The sequence below is a fragment of the Streptomyces sp. NPDC006134 genome (assembly GCF_040628835.1).
In the GTDB taxonomy this organism is placed as follows: domain Bacteria; phylum Actinomycetota; class Actinomycetes; order Streptomycetales; family Streptomycetaceae; genus Streptomyces.
On the sequence record NZ_JBEXTV010000056.1, the window covers coordinates 1 to 17,083 of the forward strand.

Sequence of the window (17,083 nt, forward strand, 5' to 3'; positions counted from 1 at the left end):
GGTGGGGCGGCGCTGGGGGGGGCGTGTGGGGGGGGGGGGGGCGCGGTGCGGGGCGGCGGCGCGGGGGCCCGGTTTCACGGGGGGCCCGGGGGGGGCGGGGGGCGCGGCTGGGGCGGGCGGGGCGGCCGACCGGGCTTCGTCTCGGGCCTGAGCCGCCGCGGTGGCCGCCTTGCGTGCGAGCGCCTCCGCGGCGGTCGCCGCACGGTTGGCCTCGGCGGCGTGGCGCCGGGCCGCGGCGGCGGCGCGACGGGCCTCGGCGGCCTGGGCGCTGCTCTGATCGGCGTAGTTGCTCGCCGTCACGGCGGCGTCCGCGGCCGCGTCGGCGTTCACGCCGGCGCTGATGGCGGAGAGCGCCGCGGCGCCGGCCGCGGCAGCGGCTTTCGACGCCTCGTCGGCCGCGTCGGCCGCATCGGTGGCACCCTTGGCGGCGGCCCGCGCCTCCACGGCGGCCTTACGGGCACCGTCGGCGTCGGCCGCGTCACGCGCCGCGTCAGCCGCGGCGCTGCGGGCGCGGGAAGAAGCACGCGCGGCGCCCGCCGCGGCGGCGGCTGCCTGAGCGGCGGCGTCGGCCGCGACCCGGGCGGAGTTGTTGGCCGCGTTGGCCGCGGCGATGGCGTGCTGGGCGGCGGTCGCCGCTTCCTTGGCGGCCTTGGCCGCGCGCCCGGCGGCGGCCGCGGCGTCGACTGAGTCCCGCTGCGCCAACGACGCTTCCTCGGCGGCCTTCTTCGCCGCGTCCTTGGCCATCTCGGCGGCCTTGACCGCCTTCGCCGACGCCTCCTTCGCTTCTCTGGTCTCCTTGGCGGCCTGGCGCCCGGCCTTCTCGGCCTGGGCCGCCAGCTGCTCGACGGTGGCCCTCTCCTGGTCGCGGGAGCGCGCGACGTACTGACCGACGTCCAGGAACTCCTGGACATCGTCGGGAGTGCCGCTCAGGGCGAGTCGGCCCGCCGCCTTCACATTGGGCCCACCGGCGCTGATGATCTGCGCGGCCTCGACCCGGTTGTCCTGCTCCCGCGCCTCGTACTGGCCGGTCGACAGGAACTCCTGCACGTCCTCGGGCGTACCGCTCAAAGCGGCCTGTCCCGCCTCCTGGACTATGGGACCACCCGCACTGACGACCTGCGCGACCAGCACGCGCTGGTCCTGCTGGAGCGGTGCCTCCCAGCCGGACGACAGGAAGGCCTCGAGGTCTTCCGGCGTTCCCGCCAGCGCCGTGCGCGCGGAGTCGAGGAGTTCGGTGCCGCCTATCCCGGCGAGCTGCGCCGCAGCGACGCGGTTGTCCTGGATTCCCAGCTCCCGCGCGGCCGCCAACAGGTTCTTGACGTCTGCGTCGCTGCCGGCGAGGGCCGCCTCGGCGGCCGCCTTGGTCCCGGGGCCCCCGCTCTTGTACAGATCCACGACCAAGGCGCGCTCGGTGAGCGGTGTGGGACTGCCGCTCTGCCCGCTGAACAACCCGTCGTCGGACAGGGGGTCGTCGGCCGCGACGGCCGTGCCGCCAAGCAGCCCCATCACGAGAGCCAGCGGCAGCAAGCCCCCGGCCAGCGCGCGCGCTGCCCGCCGGGGTCTCCTCTCCGCTCGCGGATCACTACTTCTTCGGTTCACAAGTAACTCACCTCGTCGTATCGGTGAAAGGTTTGCCAAGCACCGGACTTCAAGGCTCATGATCATGACAGATCACACCGACTTTTCGTTAGCACTACAGTTCGTTTACAGGTCGTGGCCAGGTGCTCCGCCCCCGTGAGGCCGGGGACCGGTGAGCCGGGACCCGGCCGGGAGAGCTTGAACCGAGACCGGCCGCCTGCGCCCGGCCCGCTGCGCGAACGATGACGGCGGGACTCTTCACCGGGCTGCCATCGGGAGCCGAACCGGCGTGCGTGGCCGCCCCGGCAGCCCGAGCAGCCGACGCTGATCGATCCGGTAGGCGCCGCCTTCCCTCTGTGGCAGCCTTACAGGTTCACCGGGTGGAGGTTCCCGTCCCGTATCGCGGGCGCTCGACACCACAGCCGGGAGACCGACCGTTCCGTTCTGCGACTGCGCATCCCGGAAGGGCCGTCGTTCCGGGTCACCCTCCGGGCCGATGACGCCGGTGAGCCAAGTGTGACTGAGCGTTTGATTCGGCGAGTTGAGCAGGGCACCGGTGCGGTCCTGCTGGCGGTGCCGGCTCTGAGGCCGTGATCCACGTCGCCTCGATCGACAATCTCGCCAAGCACATAATGGACGAGACGGCGCCAACCCGATCAAATGCCCTCTGAGCCAGTTGAGTGCATCCGTAACTCCCGGATTCCGGCGTGTCACTCCGACTGGTGCTCCGGCCCTCCGAAGTCCGGGCTGGTGTGATCCGGGCTGGTGAAGCTCGGGCGTGGGCCGTCGTCCGCGCTGCTGAAACCGGGGCGGTTGTAGCCGAGTTGTGGCATACGGGTGGTTGGCGTCGGCGGTGCCGTACGGCGCAGGACCGCCGTACTGGGGTCGTCCAGGGCATCCTGCAGGAACGGCAGGATGCCACGTTCCAGCAGCGCCTCGCGCCAGGCTTCTCTGGCCCGTGCCACCTCCTCGCTCAACTCGCCGTAGGGCCCGGTTTCGAGTGAGGGCCTGTTGCGTAGGGCAGTGAAGAGCAGGGCGACAGCCGCAACCAGAGTCGCACCTGCGGCTACGGCGCCGAACATCCACCCCGTGGTGAGCATGATCCGGGCGATCGCCGGCTCGGGGTCGAGCAGTTTCAGGATGTATCCGATGATCAGGAAGATCACCGCAAGAGTTCCGGCGAGGACGGGTGCCAGGACCGCGACGGTGGCGCCGACACTCGCCCCCTTGGACTCGGCGACCTCACCCATGGTTGCGGCGAGCCTCATCGTGCTTGCGTCCCTCTCCGTGGAGCCGGTTCCACGGACAACCGTCGGCTGCCAGGACGGGCACGGTGTCCGTACTTCCGCTGCTGCCACCGTTGGTGCCTCTGGACGTACGTGCAGCCCAAGCACTGTTGCCAGCAGACGGCGGCCGTAGGACATCCGGGCCCACCGGTGAGGAGCGACTCCGTTGCGGATCCCGCGGCCGCCTGGATGTCCAGCGCCCAGGATGGCGGCCCCGAGGCGGCGGCCCAGACGGGCCGGGGCACGGTGGTCCACCGATCGGCTGTCGGAGCGCGGAGAAGCAGACGGAGCAGAGGCGGGCGCCGAGCCCGAACCTGAGGACGAGTGGGCAATGCGCGAGGACTGGTACGGGGGCACCGGGTGGCGGAGTTCTTCGCGGAGCCGGACGTAGTGCTGGTACTCCGTCGCCGCAGCCGCCGTGATGAGTGCGGTGGCACTGAGTGCCATGGTGCGCAGCTGTTCGGGGTTGAGCCGCTGTCCCACAGCAGCCAGGTCCGGGCGGTTCGGGGCAGAGCGCAGCGCCTCATCGAGGAGCCGCTCGTATTCTTGGCGGTCCTCGCTGAGCAGGTGTGGCGGAACGCTGTTCACAGCCCCTCCTCCCCGAACTCCGTCCTCTGCCATCGTGGAGCGTTTCGACCGTCGCGGCTAGTTCCCGTGCCACTGGCCGGGTCCGCGGGGAAGGGACCGTCTCCGGGTTGCGAGGGACCCGGAGGCTGTGATCGATCCGCAGGCAGTTCGCCGAGGGCTCGCTCCGGCGTGCGGGCGTCCGCGACCGCGCTTGGCGGCCTGGGCGAAGGCACCGGCCGCGCGATGGGCGTGGGGCCTTCTGCGGCAGAGGCTGGTAGCTGAACTTGGTCTGAGTGGGATGCCGAAGGCGCGGGCAGGGGCTCCGCTCGGAGCGCACGAGCCGACGACGCTACGACGGCTCCGGCACCCACGGTTCCCACGTCGGCGACGCCATGCACACCGCCCGAAGCGCTGGCGGCTGGCTGCGCCCCGGTCTCTGCGGCCGCTTCCTGCGCGCCTGCCGACTGCCGGTCGCCCGTCACCGCCTCGCTCACGGTCTGGATGCGGATGAGTTGGGTGAGTAGCACGGGCGCCGACATGCCGACGACGAGGGCGGCGTACTCACCGCTGATCTGCCCCGTGGTGCCGAACAGCACTGCGGCACCGGCACCCATCGTGGTGTGCACGACGGCCGCGGCGAAGTCGACAGGGGCATCGAAGTACCCCTGGAACCGTGGAGCTTCTCCCTGTGCCGTCCCCGCCGTGATCGCATGCCGATGGGCGTTGCGGTCAGCCTGCCAACATACGAACCGGGCGTACAGGTCCACGACCCCACGCAGCAGACCGCCCGCCGCCCCCAAAAGGATCAACGTCGGGACGTCCACGGTCTCCCCCGGGTGATGGCGCTGACGCCTGGCAGCGAGCTTGCGGACACCGGACGAGCGTAGAGCCGCGGACAAGCCGCAGGGAAGAGCTCAAGCCGGCCCGCCGCCAGGGCACCCCAGAAGCATACGAACGAGCCCTGGACGCGACCGCCGTAGAACTCGCCTCCTCACCGCTGATCGACTACCAGCACCGCCGCGCCCTCCTCACCGACTGGGCACTGCCACCACAGGCATGGCGCCCGATCGCCGACCAGCTGGAACGCCGGCCCAGTCCCCGCTACATCTCCGACGGCCGAGCACGCCTCGCCGTCACGGCCTGCCACTGGACGCAAGTCACCCAAGGCGAGACCCAGTTCGAAGCCAACCGAAGCCCGAAAGGACCCCGAGCTCGACACGTCGTGGAGATTGGACCGGTTCACCATCGGACACTGGCGTCGGCAGAACAAGGTGCCCCTCTACCGGCAGATGAAGCCGTTGCTCGACGCCTACGCCGCCCAGCTCGCCCGAACCGTCGATACAGCACCCTCCACTCGCCAACTGAAGCGCTCAGTCACACCAAGGCTGGGTGGTTGTCACCCGGTTCCTGCTTCAGGATTCGAGATCCAGGTAATCGATGACGTTGATGGCGACGTCCGAGAGTCCCGCAGCGCGGGCTCCGCCGTCCTGGAAGTACACGTCTTTGAATCCTTCGGCGATGATCTGGCGCAGCTGCCGGTCGCCGGCCCCGGCGTTTCGGGCATCGAAGAGGCGACGCGCGTACTGCGGGGGGGGAGGTGCACGGTGAGCCGCCGGAAGCGTCCGTCGTCGGTCGTGCCGACGGGCGCGGTGTACCCGAACCGGACCCGGGTCTCCACGGTGATCCCTCGGGTGCGGGCGGCCTCGCGGCGCCGGCGCTCGCGGACCCGGGGCTGCCACGGCTGCCGTACGGCGGCATCGATTCTCGCGGCGATGTCCTTGGGCGGGTTCTTCCTGGCGCCCCGCCGGTAGCGGTTGTCGGAGTCCGCGGTGACTCCGATCTCCGCCGCCACGCCTTGGCCGTACCCAATTGCCTGATCAGGTAGCCGATCTGCCCCTTGAGGGTCTTGGGGGTCCCGGGTGAAAGTCTCCTGTTCGGTGCGCTCGATGGCGCCCTCGATCTCTCCCGCTACGGCTTGAGCTCCCTTCGGGGGTGGGGACCCGGCCGTCGGGGCCGGCCGGAACCGGGTCTTCCGAATCTCGCGCAAGTCGTGTTGCCACCGCCTGTACGTTCATCCCGTGACGGCGGTGCTTCATCGAGTGGTACGGCTCGTCCGCCGCGATGCGGTCGGTGGCGATCAGCGTGCCGTCGAGGACGACGAACCCCTCTGGCAGCAGCTCGCGCAGGGCCTCGTACAGGGTCGGGGTCCGCTCGGCGAGGATGTCCACCGTTTCCGTGGCGTACTGGCCGGCGGCGGCGGTGGAGACGCCGAACCCTTCAGCGACCTGGGCCAGGGTTTCGTTCTTGCGCAGGTGCACCAGGACGAGCAGAGCCTGTCGGAAGCAGCCCGACCTGCGCCGGCGGGAGTTCAGCTCACACCTTCGGGCGTGGATGAGCCAGGAAACGTGCTCGACGACCTCGTGCGGGAGGTCGAGCATGGCTCGATACGGGACCAACAGAGCTTCTGCGTCGAGGCGTTGGCGAGTGAGATCACCAGCCGAAACGACCAGGAGCCCTGCCGCGTCACGGCCCTGACCACCAGCCGTCATCACCCGCAAACCACAGAATGAGAAGCGTTCACAGAGAGACACGAATCCCCTCGCCTCACCGCCCCTTTTTCCAGGCGTGCGCTCAAGAAGAAGACGCGACGTCGGAATCCGCGCGCGCTTACGGGCGGTGGCAACCTCATACGCAAGCGGTGTCGGTCGTCCATGCAGCACCGCCCCGGCCGTCCGGGCCGTCTCCGCAGCCGGAGCTGCGACGCCGGCAGCGCTACTTGCTGTACGTCGGCTACGCCGCAGCCCTCTCGGCTGCTGCGCCTTGGCGGTCGAGGTGCACTGCCGACGGTGGGAGCACACGCGTGGGCAGCACAGGAATTGCGGTGGGTCCCGGCCTTCGGTGGCCTGGCAGCCGGCGTCGGGCTGCTCTTCTTCGCCCTGCCCGGGAGCCGCGCTCGCGGTCGAGCCCTCGCCTGCGCTGTCTGGTGCAGCGCCTGGGTGCCGTACCGCCACCTGTTTCACCACGGCGATGTGTCCCGGCTGCCGGGAACCGAGCCGTGAGCGGCCGGCAGGCCGGCGTGGGCGGCTGATCGGTCTCGTTGCGAAGGTGGCCGCCTGTCGCATCGGCCGCAGTCACCCAGGGCCGCGTTCTCCGAAGTACCGCGCCGGAACCGACCGCCGCTCCGAGGCCGCGGAGTCATGACCGAGAGACGCCACCGGCTCCGGAAGACCGCGACCGGGATCCGGTCTCCGCCTACGGGCCGGGGGGCAGCAGGCCGCGGGTCAGGGTGAAGGCGGCTGTGGCCGTGGACAGGAGGGCGTTGATCCTTCCGAGGATGCGGCCCGTCCTGTCGGCGTCCTGCGCGTCGACGGCCGAGGCCAGGTCGTCGGCGTATTCCCGCGCCCGCACGGCCTCATCGGGCGTCGCGGTGTCCGCGTCCGCGCGCAGGGCGTCGATCAGCCGCTGGTGGGGAACGTCGGGCGTATTCGTTCGGTTGCCGTAGCCGCCGTGGGCCACGGCCTGCGGGCTGTGGACGTTTGCCACGACGAAGCCACCCGACGCAGAGGAGATGTGCACTCCTTCGCCTCCCATCCATATGAACTTGCGCTCGTACTCGGACCAGCCCTTGCGCGTCACGCTGTACTCGCCGAACCGCCAGCCGCTGACCTTGATCAGTTTGTGCTTGAGCGGCTCGGCCAGGATGAGGAAGACATCCGCCCGGTTCCATCCTCGCCGGGCGAAATAGTCCGTCATCACCACGTGCGGACCCGGGCGCACTGCCCGTCGGCAGATCTCGCGGAACGCCTGCCCCTGGTACGCCTCCAACTGGTCAGGAGGGAGCGACGGCTCCGGAAGTCCCTTCCGGTGCACAGCTCCGCGGATCTTGACGAACAGCGCATAGACCGACCAGCAGAGCAGAGCAATCATCACAACTTGCCCGAGCGTCAGCTCCTCGCTCATCGCTCTCCCCCGTCTACCTCAAGGGGGCTTATTTTAAAGTGATTTGACGCTCCGTGAAGTCTGCTGAACCAACACTTTCCTTGCGTTTCGCCAAGACGGCGGCCGTCTCACCCGTCCCTCCCTCCACACCGACACGCGAGCGGGTGTTCCCGGAACTCGGCACCGCTCCGGAGCGGCCCGAACGGCATCTGCTGCTCCCAGAGGGGATCCGGTCCGGGGAGCCGGCGGTTCGGGACGTTTGTGTGACCGCCGGCCTCGGCGGTCGTCGGCGAGGTGCGAGCGCCCGTCGTCCGTACCGTGGTGATGTCTCCTGTGCCCGCCGGGCCCACAACGCCAGGCTCCGAAGACGCCGCAGGTGCCGGCACGTGACGGCAGAGTCGTAGCATCGTCGGACGATGCCCTCCGCGGAAGGACGGGCGGAACACCTTCACCGATGGCGGAGCGTGCGCCGCGCCGCTCGCGCTCCCTCACGCCCCCGGCACAGCGGTGCCGCTCAGCGAACGGACGCGTTGGTCATGTCACTGTCGCATCGTCGACAGGTCACCGCCGGCACACCGGGACGTGCCGCCAGGGTCGAAGGGAGCGCGGGACATGGAACTGCGGCCGGACGAGGACGCCTATCTGGAGGCCTTCGACAGGTTCCTCGCCGGGACCGATGAGAAGTCCACCACCCACGCCTACCTGCAAGGCATCATCGAGCGGCTGCCTGCCCGGCGGGTGTTCTTGGACGTGGGCGCCGCCGACGGCACGACGACACGGCATATCGCCCCGTACTTCCAGCGCACCGTCTGCATCGAGCCGAGCGCACCGATGCGGCGCGCCCTGGCACAAGCCTGCCCGCAGGCCGAGGTGATGGCCGAGCCGGTCCTCGAGGCTCGGGTGGACGCACAGGCCGATCTGGCGCTGCTGTCCCACGTGCTGTACTACGTTCCGCGCGCGCAGTGGGCGGCGACGGTGGCGCGCGTCATGGAGTGGGTGGCGCCGGGCGGTGTCCTGCTCGTCGTACTGCAGGATCCCGACAACGCCTGCATGCGCATGGTGCGACACTTCACCGGCCGGCGCTTCGACCTGGAGGAACTCGCCGACGAGCTCAGCACGCTCCCGCCGGGCCTGGCCGGCGGCGCAGGACTGGACGTCGTGCCGGCCTGTTACCGCAGCCGGGATCTGGACGAGACCGTCACGGTCGCCGGCTTCCTCCTCAGCGTCCCCGGCACCCCGCACCCGCCCAGGGAAGCGATCGAGGCATACGTCCGCCGGCACTTCGCCGACGGCGACGGCGGGTACGCCCTCCGCCACGACCAGCACGTACTGCGCGTCCAGCGCCCGGCGCCGTGACCACACGCGCTGCCTGCGGCCGGGCACACGGCAGGCCGGCCACCCGCCGGTACCGGCACATCCCCCTGGCCGTGCTCGCCCACGCCGTCCTCACCGTTCCCGCCGCCCAGGCCGACGGCGACGCAAGGGGGCAGCAGAAACGGACCAGCCCTCGCCCCGCTCACCGTGGCAGAGATCCGGTGCCCGCCGGACACCCTCCTGCCCCCCCACCACCAGGGCAGACGCCACCACGCCCTGAGCTGGTTCCCCGGCACCGCCGCCACCGAAGAAGAGCCGGCTCAGGACAGGAGGTCCCGTACGGGCATCGGGCCGCGGCGCGCACGCGGGCGGCGGAGAGGCCCGGCCCCGTTCGCCGGTACCGCTCACGCCCGGTCTCCGGGAGCGGTCAGCGCTGTGCCGGTGCCGACAGGCTGTGCAGGCGCAGGGCGAGTTGTATCTCCAGGGCGCGGGCGGGGCTGTGCCAGTCCTCGCCCAGGAGACGGCCGACGCGTTCCAGACGCTGCGCGACCGTGTTCACGTGGACGTGGAGTTCGTTCTTGGTGCGGGCCGGGCTCATGCCGCAGGCGAAGTACGCGTCGAGGGTGCGCAGCAGTTCGGTGCCGCGCCGCTCGTCGTACGCGATGACCTCGCCGATGGTGCGGTCGACGAAGCCCGCGATGTCCCCGTTCCCGGCCAGGAGGAGCCCCAGGAAGCCGAAGTCCTCGGCGGCGGCGCCGTCCCCCGAGCGGCCGAGCAGGCGCAGGGCGTCCAGGCAGCGCCGGGCCTCCGCGTAGGCGGTGGCCACCGCGTCGGGGTGGGCGGCCAGGTCCTCGACGGGGGCGGAGGCGCCGACCGTGACGGCCTCGTGGACGGCCGCGCCGAGGTACCGGGCGGTGCGGCGGGCCGCGTCGGTGGCGGTCTGCCCCGGGCCGAGGGGCAGCAGCAGGACGGTGCCGCCGTCGCGGGCGGCGGCCAGGCCGTGTCGTGTCGCGGCGAGGTGGGAGGCGGCGGCCCACAGGCGCCGGCGGGCGTCCGCCTCCTGGTCGGCGTCGGCCGCGGGGCTGTCGAGGCGGGCTGCGAGCACGGTGTGGGTGGCGCCGAGGTCGGCGTGCAGCCGCCGGGCGCGGTCGTGCAGCAGCCGCGGGTCGCGGTCGCGGGCGTCGAGGAGGTCGTCCAGCAGCTCGCCGCGGACGCGCTGTTCGGCCTCGGCGGCGGACCGGCGCGCGAGGAGCAGCAGCGAGGTGACCATGGCGGCGCGCTCCAGGGTGCGCTGGTCGACCGGGTCGAGTCCGGGGTGGCCGCGCAGCACGAGCGCGCCGAGCTGTTCGCCGCCGGCGGTGACCGCGGCGATCCAGTCGTCCCCGTGCCGTACCGCGTGCCCCTCGGTGCGGGACGCCTCCAGGGCGTCGGCCGGTGCGGCGCCGGCCTCGGTGAACTCGACGGTGCCGTCGAGGACCTCGGAGACGGCGGCGGCCACGTCGTGCACCCCGCCGCCCCGCAGGACCAGCTCCGCGAGGCGGTCGTGGACGTCGGAGGCGCGTTCGATGACGGCGCTGCGGTCCCGGATGATCTCGTTGGCCCGCTCCAGGCCGGCGAGGGCCGAGCGGGTCTCGGTGAGCAGGTTCGCGGTGTCGATGGCCGCCGCCGCGAGGGCGGCGAAGGAACCGAGGAGGGCGATCTGCTCCCGCTCGAAGACCCGGGCCCGCCGGTCGGCGGCGAACAGCACGCCGATGACGTGGTGCCCGAGCATCAGGGGGACGCCGAGGATGGCCACGAGCCCTTCGTCGCGCACGGCCCCGTCGATGGTGCGCGTGTGCTGGAAGCGGTCGTCCTGGAAGTAGTCGTCGGTGACGTAGGGGCGGGCGGTCTGGGCGACGAGGCCGCCGAGGCCCTCCCCCATGCCCAGGCGCAGCTGCTGGAAACGGGCCGCGACCGAGCCCTCGGTCACGCGCATGTAGGTGTCGCCCCGGGCGGGGTCGTTCAGGCTGAGGTAGGCCACGTCCGTGCCGAGCAGGGAGCGGGCGCGCTGCACGATCGCCCGCAGGACGGCGTCCACGTCCCGCAGTCCGGCCAGGTCGTGGGCGGTTTCGAAGAGGGCCGACAGTTCGGCCTCCCGCCGGCGCCGCCCCTCCAGCTCGCTGCGCACCCGCAGCGCGAGCAGTTTGGCCCGTTCCAGCGCGGCGATCCGGTCGGCCGGCCCGCCTTCGGCGCGGGCGAGCAGTACCGGCTGCTCGTAGGCGTCGGCGGACGCGCCGCGGGCCAGCAGCTCCAGGAACGGCGTCTCGGTGCCGGCCGGCGCCCCGGCGGCGGTGGCGGGGCGCTCGGCGGGCTGCACATGATCGCGGGACATGCTCACAGGATTCCCCATCGCCCGGCCGCCGTGGCAGCCCTGTGGAAAACTCGGCGGGACCCGGGCCGCGCCGGGCTCAGTGCGCCGTCCAGCCGCCGTCCAGGACGAGCGAGGTGCCGGTCACGAAGGACGCCTGCGGACCGCACAGGTACGCCACGGCCTCGGCGACCTCCTCCGGTTCGACGAGCCGTTTGAGCGCGCTGTCCCGCAGCAGCACGTCCGTCAGGACCCGCTCCTCGGGGATGCCGTGCGCCCGGGACTGGTCGGCGAGCTGTTTCTCGACCAGCGGGGTGCGGACGTAGCCCGGGTTCACGCAGTTCGACGTGACACCGTGGGCGGCGCCTTCGAGGGCGGCGGTCTTGGAGAGCCCTTCCAGGCCGTGCTTGGCGGCGACGTAGGCCGCCTTGTAGGGCGAGGCGCGCAGGCCGTGGACGGAGGAGACGTTCACGATGCGGCCCCAGCCCTGCCCGTACATGTGCGGCAGGGCTCCGCGGATCAGCCGGAACGGTGCCTCCAGCATCACGGTGAGCATGGTGTGGAAGACGTCGGGCGGGAACTCCTCCAGGGGTCGCACCCGTTGCAGCCCGGCGTTGTTGACGAGGATGTCGGTGCCGGCGGCGGCGCGTTCGGCGGCGTCGAGGTCGGTCAGGTCGACGACGCGCGGCTCGACGGCGCCCGCCAGGCCGCGGGCGTGCCCGGCGAGCTCCGCCAGTCCGGCGGCGTCCCGGTCGACTGCTCTGACCTCGGCCCCGGCGGCCGCCAGCCGCAGCGCGCAGGCGCGGCCGATGCCGCCGGCGGCTCCGGTGACGAGTGCGGTGCGGCCGCCGAGGTCGAGCGTGGGGGCGTGGGGTCCCGGGAGGGCGCTGGGCGAGGTCATGGCACGACCCTAGGAAGCCCTCACGCTCTGCCCCATGTGATCACGTCCTACAGTTCAGCCCGACTCGGTGGTGTCGAACCACGTAGGCCCGTCCGACATGGCCTGCTTGATCCGGAACAGGGAGAATTCGTGGAGGTCGGGCAGCGCGTCCACCGCGAACCAGCCCACCTCCAGCGACTCGTCGTCGTTGACCCGGGCCTCGCCCCCGACGGCACGGCAGCGGAACGTGATGTCCATGTACTGGCAGACGTCGCCGTTGTCGTACGTCACCGGGTCCAGTGCCTGGACGAGCACGACCCGCTCGGCGACGCACCGCACCGCGGTCTCCTCGTACACCTCGCGCACGGCGCAGGCGGCGGGCTGCTCACCCGGCTCCGGGATGCCGCCGACGACCGACCAGCGGCGGGTGTCGGACCTGCGGTTCAGCAGCACTCTGTCCTGGTCGTCGAAGACGAGGGCGGTGACTCCGGGGAGCCACAGCAGCTGGTGTCCGGCCGAGGCGCGGAGCTCGCGGATGAAATCGGGAGTAGCCATGGGCCCGACCCTAAAAGGCCGCGCCGGCCGCCTCGCGCACCCGCGAGGGTCGTGCGGCTACACGCCACCGGCGCGCCGCCCGCGCACGCCCGCCCCGATCGCCAGGCCGAGCCCGCCCGCGGCGACCAGGACGAGGGCGGTCTCCGGGAGGACGCCCAGCCGGGTGGCGGGCGTCGTGGAGGAGCGCAGCGGCACCTCCTGCACCAGGGAGCCGGCGACGAACATGCCGGTCTTCTGCGTGATCCGCCCGTCGGGCATGATGATCGCGCTGACGCCGCTGGTCACCGGCACGGTGACGGTCCGGCTGTGCTCGACCGCGCGGATACGGGACATGGCGAGCTGCTGGTAGGTCATCTCGCTGCGGTCGAAGGTCGCGTTGTTGCTGGGCACGGAGATCATCTGGGCGCCGTCGGTGACCTCGGAGCGCACGGCCCAGTCGAAGGCGGCCTCGTAGCAGGTGACGAGGCCGACCCGGGTGCCGTCCATGGTGAACACGCCGGGGTCGCTGCCCCGGCTGAAGTCCTGGCGGACCATCGACGTCCAGTCGCTGTTGATCGCGCCGATGAGCGAGCGCAGCGGGAGGTACTCGCCGAACGGCTGGATCTGCCGCTTGTCGTAGATGTCGACGGGCCCCTCGGCCGGGTCCCACAGGATCTGCTCGTTGTAGAGCCTGCCGTCGCGTTCCACGACGCCGCCGACCGAGATGGGCGCGCCGATCACCCGGGCCGCCTCGTCGATGACGGTGCGCGCGTCGGGGTTGGCGAACGGGTCGATGTCGGAGGAGTTCTCCGGCCACAGCACGAAGTCGGGCCGTGCGACCTTGCCCGCCTCGACCTCGGCGGCCAGCCGCCGCGTCTCGCGCGCGTGGTAGTCGAGTACGGCCCGTCGCTGGGCGTTGAAGTCGAGGCCCGCGCGGGGCACGTTGCCCTGGACCACGGCGACGGTCGCGGTGCCGTCCTCGGCCGCGTCGTCGACCAGCGGGCGGGCGGCCAGCGCCCCCGCCACCGGGAGGGCCACGCTCAGCAGGGCCACGGCCGCCGCGCCCCGCCGCAGGACGCGGGTGCGCCGCGCCCGCAGGGCCAGGCGTACGACGTCGTACAGGCCGAAGCCGCACAGGACGACCGCGAACCCGAGCAGCGGTGTGCCGCCCACCGCCGCCAGGGGCAGGAACACCCCGTCCGCCTGGCCGAAGGCGATCTTGCCCCAGGGGAAGCCCTCGAAGGGCACGCGCGCGCGTGCGGCCTCTCCCGCGGTCCACAGCGCCGCCGCCCACACCGGCCAGGCGGGCAGCTTCGACACCGCCGCGACGCCCGCGCCGGCCAGCGCGACGAAGACCGCCTCGATCGCCGCCAGGGCGAGCCAGGGGCCGGGGCCGACCTCCACGCCGGTCCACACCAGCAGCGGCAGCAGGAAACCGAGCCCGAACAGGTAGCCGAGGCCGAGGCCCGCCTTCCAGCCGCGTCCGCGCAGCACCCACCCGAGACCGGCGAAGGCGGGCACGGCCAGCCACCACAGGGTGCGGGGCGGGAAGCTGACGTAGAGCAGCAGGCCGCAGAGCGCGGCTGCGACGGCCGGGACGCAGCGTGCGAGCCGCGAGCCGCGCGCGGCGGGCGCGGTCCGCGACTGCAGCCGGTCCGGCTCGCCGACGGGGGTTGCGGTGACGGTCACTCCCGGAGTGTACGGCGGGCGGCTGTGCGGCGGACGAGCGCGGTCCGGGGCCGCCGCGGGCGGGACGGCGTGCTGATCCGCGGTGCCGTGGGCAGGCGGTGCGGAGGGCGGCACGCTCGGCATGGCCTCACGCGCGGACGGCGTGCCGCGCCGCCGGGACGGGCGCGCCGCGGTCCGGGCTCAGTGGGCCGGGTCGGACGCCTTCGGGCGCAGCCGGTCCTTGATGACGCGGACGGCCGCCTCCGCGTCGTCCACGGTGACCGTGAACGTGTGGCCGTCCCACAGGCGCAGGATGACGCCCTCGCCGCGCCGGACGACGACGGCGGTGCCCTTCTCGGGGCGCCAGCGATAGCCCCATCCGCCCCAGTGGCGCGGGGTGACGTGCGGCGCGAACTCCGCGCCCGCCACATGGGAGAGGGGGATGCGGCGCCGGGGCACGCCGATGTGCCCGCAGCGCACTTCCAGGCAGTCCTCGTCGACTCTGAGGGCGACGTGGACGAAGGCCAGCGTGCCGAAGAGGACCAGCAGGCCGGCCGCGATGCAGCCGACGACGGCCATGACGAGCGGGGCGATGCCGGACTCCCACGCCGAGTCGACGGCCAGCGCGATCCCGAGGGCCAGGCAGGCCGCGCCGATGAGCGCCAGCAGCCACTGGACCCGGTTCGTGGCCCGTCCGGTCCAGACGTCGGGGGGCGGGGCGTGCTCGCCGTGGCGGTGGTCCCTCATGCATACGAGATTACTCAGGTTTCGCTGTGCGGGTACCTCGTCGCGAAGGGTGACTGGGCCGGCCGGGCGCACGCCGCCATGGGGAGCGTCCGGTCCGCGCGGCTGCTACCGGGCGGGGGTGGCGGCCTCCAGCAGCCGGCCTTCCTCGTAGGCCAGGGCGGCGGCGGGCAGCGGGCCCTGCCGTCCGCTGAGCAGCACGGTCAGGGTGCCGTCGGACGGGGCGGCGGGCTCGGGCCGGGCGCCGATCCGGCGCAGCGCCTGGGCGGCGACGGCTCCGGCGGAGCCGTGCAGGACGAGGGGCGGGGAGCCGGGGCGCTGCACGGCGGCCCGGATGCGCTCGGCGACCAGCTCGTAGTGGGTGCAGCCCAGGACGACGGTCGTCACCTCCTCCGGGGTCAGGGCGGCGGCCGCCGCGACGGCGGCGTCGATCGCCGTCTCGTCCGCGCGTTCGACGGCGTCGGCGAGTCCGGGGCAGGGCACCTCGGTGACCGGGACGCCGTCGGCGAAGTCACGGATGAGGCCGCGCTGGTAAGGGCTGCCGGTGGTGGCGGGCGTCGCCCAGATCGCCACGGGGCCGCCACCGGCCGCGGCGGGCTTGATCGCCGGAACGGTGCCGATGACCGGGATCTCCGGCTCCAGCCGGGCGCGCAGGGCCGGCAGCGCGTGCACGGTGGCGGTGTTGCAGCCGACGATCAGGGCGTCCGGGCGGTGGGCCGCGGCGGCCTCGGCGACGGCGAGAGCGCGCCGGGTCAGGTCCTCGGGGGTCCGCGGTCCCCAGGGCATCCCGTCGGGGTCCAGGGAGAGCACGAGATCGGCGTCGGGGCGCAGGCGCCGCACCGCGGCGGTGGCCGCCAGCAGCCCGATTCCGGAGTCCATGAGCGCGATCTTCACCCGGCCACGATAGACGATGCCCGTCGCCGGGCCCTTCTCGTGGGGCAGACTGCGCACGTGAGCGCCGTTGTGTGGATCGCCGCCGTATCCCTCGCCGCCTGGTTGTGGCTGCTGCTCGGCCAGGGCTTCTTCTGGCGCACGGACGTCCGGCTGCCGCCGCGGAGGGAACCGGACGTGTGGCCGTCGGTGTGCGTGATCGTGCCGGCGCGCGACGAGGCCGCGGTCCTGCCGGCGAGCCTGCCGTCGCTGCTCGCGCAGGACTATCCGGGGCGGGCGGAGGTCTTCCTGATCGACGACGGCAGCTCCGACGGCACCGGGGAGCTGGCCCGCGCGCTGGCGCGGCGCCACGGCGGGCTGCCGCTCACCGTGGACTCGCCCGGCGGTGAGCCGCCCGCGGGCTGGACCGGCAAGCTCTGGGCGGTCCGGCACGGCATCGGGCTGGCACGCGCGCGTGGACCCGAGTACCTGCTGCTGACGGACGCCGACATCGCCCACGCCCCGGACAGCCTGCGGCAGCTGGTGGCGGCGGCCCGCACCGGTGGTTTCGACGTCGTCTCCCAGATGGCCCGGCTGCGGGTGCGCAGCACGTGGGAGCGGCTCGTCGTGCCGGCCTTCGTCTACTTCTTCGCCCAGCTGTATCCGTTCCGCCGGATCGGCCGGAGGAAGGCGCGGACGGCCGCCGCGGCGGGCGGCTGCGTGCTGCTGCGCGCCGAGGCCGCCGAGCGGGCACGGATCCCGGAGGCCATCCGGCACGCCGTCATCGACGACGTGGCGCTCGCGCGGGCGGTGAAGGACGGCGGGGGGCACATCTGGCTGGGGCTGGCCGACCGGGTGGACAGCGTGCGCCCGTATCCGCGGCTGGACGACCTGTGGCGGATGGTGTCGCGCAGCGCGTACGCGCAGCTGCGGTACAACCCGCTCGTGCTGGCCGGGACGGTCGCGGGGCTGGCGCTGGTGTACCTGGTGCCGCCGGTGGCCGTGGCGGCGGGCGCGATCGGCGGCAGTGCGGCGGCGGTGGTGTGCGGCGGCCTGGCGTGGCTGGTGATGGCGGGAACGTACCTGCCGATGCTGCGCCACTACGGGCAGCCGCCCTGGCTCGCTCCCCTGCTGCCGTTCACCGCGTCGCTGTACCTGCTGATGACGGTCGACTCCGCGGTGCAGCACCACCGGGGGCGCGGCTCGGCCTGGAAGGGCCGTACGTACGCGCGCCCGGACGCCGTGCCCGACGAGGGCTGAGCGCGGCTGCCCGGGGCCGGCTTCGCTTCCGGCCGGGGGGCCGGTCCAGGCCCGGCCGTGGGCACGGCCGACGGTCCACCGAGGGCTCACGCCGTG

10 protein-coding genes and 4 pseudogenes are annotated in these 17,083 nt (G+C 72.9%); 2 read left to right on the plus strand and 12 right to left on the minus strand.

Annotation, left to right across the window (positions count from 1 at the left end; translation table 11 throughout):
* The 6 genes and pseudogenes from ABZ340_RS29045 to ABZ340_RS29070 all read right to left on the minus strand — a co-directional run.
* A partial coding sequence (locus ABZ340_RS29045) for an ALF repeat-containing protein (RefSeq protein ID WP_358784810.1) occupies positions 1–1,506 on the minus strand: 1,506 nt, incomplete at its 3' end.
* Between the two features lie 782 nt (positions 1,507–2,288).
* Positions 2,289–3,023 (minus strand): annotated as a pseudogene (locus ABZ340_RS29050) (hypothetical protein); the annotation flags it as partial.
* A 198-nt stretch (positions 3,024–3,221) separates the two neighbouring features.
* A pseudogene (locus ABZ340_RS29055) lies at positions 3,222–3,485 on the minus strand (hypothetical protein); the annotation flags it as partial.
* A gap of 1,358 nt (positions 3,486–4,843) precedes the next feature.
* Positions 4,844–5,391, minus strand: a pseudogene (locus tag ABZ340_RS29060) (XRE family transcriptional regulator).
* Between the two features lie 301 nt (positions 5,392–5,692).
* A pseudogene (locus ABZ340_RS29065) lies at positions 5,693–6,553 on the minus strand (transposase family protein); the annotation flags it as partial.
* Positions 6,554–6,683: 130 nt separating this feature from the next.
* Positions 6,684–7,391, minus strand: a complete 708-nt coding sequence (locus tag ABZ340_RS29070; RefSeq protein ID WP_358784811.1) for a hypothetical protein — start codon at positions 7,389–7,391, stop codon at positions 6,684–6,686.
* Positions 7,392–7,982: 591 nt separating this feature from the next.
* On the opposite strand from ABZ340_RS29070, the gene ABZ340_RS29075 reads away from it, so the two are divergent.
* Positions 7,983–8,726: a class I SAM-dependent methyltransferase gene (locus ABZ340_RS29075; RefSeq protein ID WP_358784812.1), complete on the plus strand. Its 744-nt coding sequence runs from the start codon at positions 7,983–7,985 to the stop codon at positions 8,724–8,726.
* A gap of 385 nt (positions 8,727–9,111) precedes the next feature.
* On the opposite strand, the gene ABZ340_RS29080 is transcribed toward ABZ340_RS29075, so the two are convergent.
* The 6 genes from ABZ340_RS29080 to ABZ340_RS29105 form a co-directional block, all read right to left on the minus strand.
* On the minus strand, positions 9,112–11,055 hold the full coding sequence (locus ABZ340_RS29080; RefSeq protein WP_358784813.1) for a GAF domain-containing protein: 1,944 nt from the start codon (positions 11,053–11,055) through the stop codon (positions 9,112–9,114).
* Positions 11,056–11,131: 76 nt separating this feature from the next.
* Positions 11,132–11,932 carry a 3-hydroxybutyrate dehydrogenase gene (locus tag ABZ340_RS29085; RefSeq protein WP_358784814.1) on the minus strand — a complete coding sequence of 267 codons (801 nt, stop codon included), beginning with the start codon at positions 11,930–11,932 and terminating at the stop codon, positions 11,132–11,134.
* Between the two features lie 54 nt (positions 11,933–11,986).
* Positions 11,987–12,466, minus strand: coding sequence for an NUDIX domain-containing protein (locus ABZ340_RS29090; protein ID WP_358784815.1), 480 nt, complete (start codon positions 12,464–12,466; stop codon positions 11,987–11,989).
* Between the two features lie 57 nt (positions 12,467–12,523).
* A complete protein-coding gene (gene lnt, locus ABZ340_RS29095) occupies positions 12,524–14,134 on the minus strand; it encodes an apolipoprotein N-acyltransferase (protein ID WP_358784816.1) in 1,611 nt (536 codons plus the stop codon).
* 180 nt (positions 14,135–14,314) lie between these two features.
* Entirely contained in the window at positions 14,315–14,860 is a 546-nt protein-coding gene (locus tag ABZ340_RS29100; protein WP_358784817.1) for a hypothetical protein, read from the minus strand.
* A gap of 105 nt (positions 14,861–14,965) precedes the next feature.
* Positions 14,966–15,751, minus strand: coding sequence for an aspartate/glutamate racemase family protein (locus tag ABZ340_RS29105; protein WP_358784849.1), 786 nt, complete (start codon positions 15,749–15,751; stop codon positions 14,966–14,968).
* A gap of 39 nt (positions 15,752–15,790) precedes the next feature.
* On the opposite strand from ABZ340_RS29105, the gene ABZ340_RS29110 reads away from it, so the two are divergent.
* A complete protein-coding gene (locus tag ABZ340_RS29110) occupies positions 15,791–16,987 on the plus strand; it encodes a glycosyltransferase (protein WP_358784818.1) in 1,197 nt (398 codons plus the stop codon).
* Positions 16,988–17,083 lie beyond the last annotated feature (96 nt).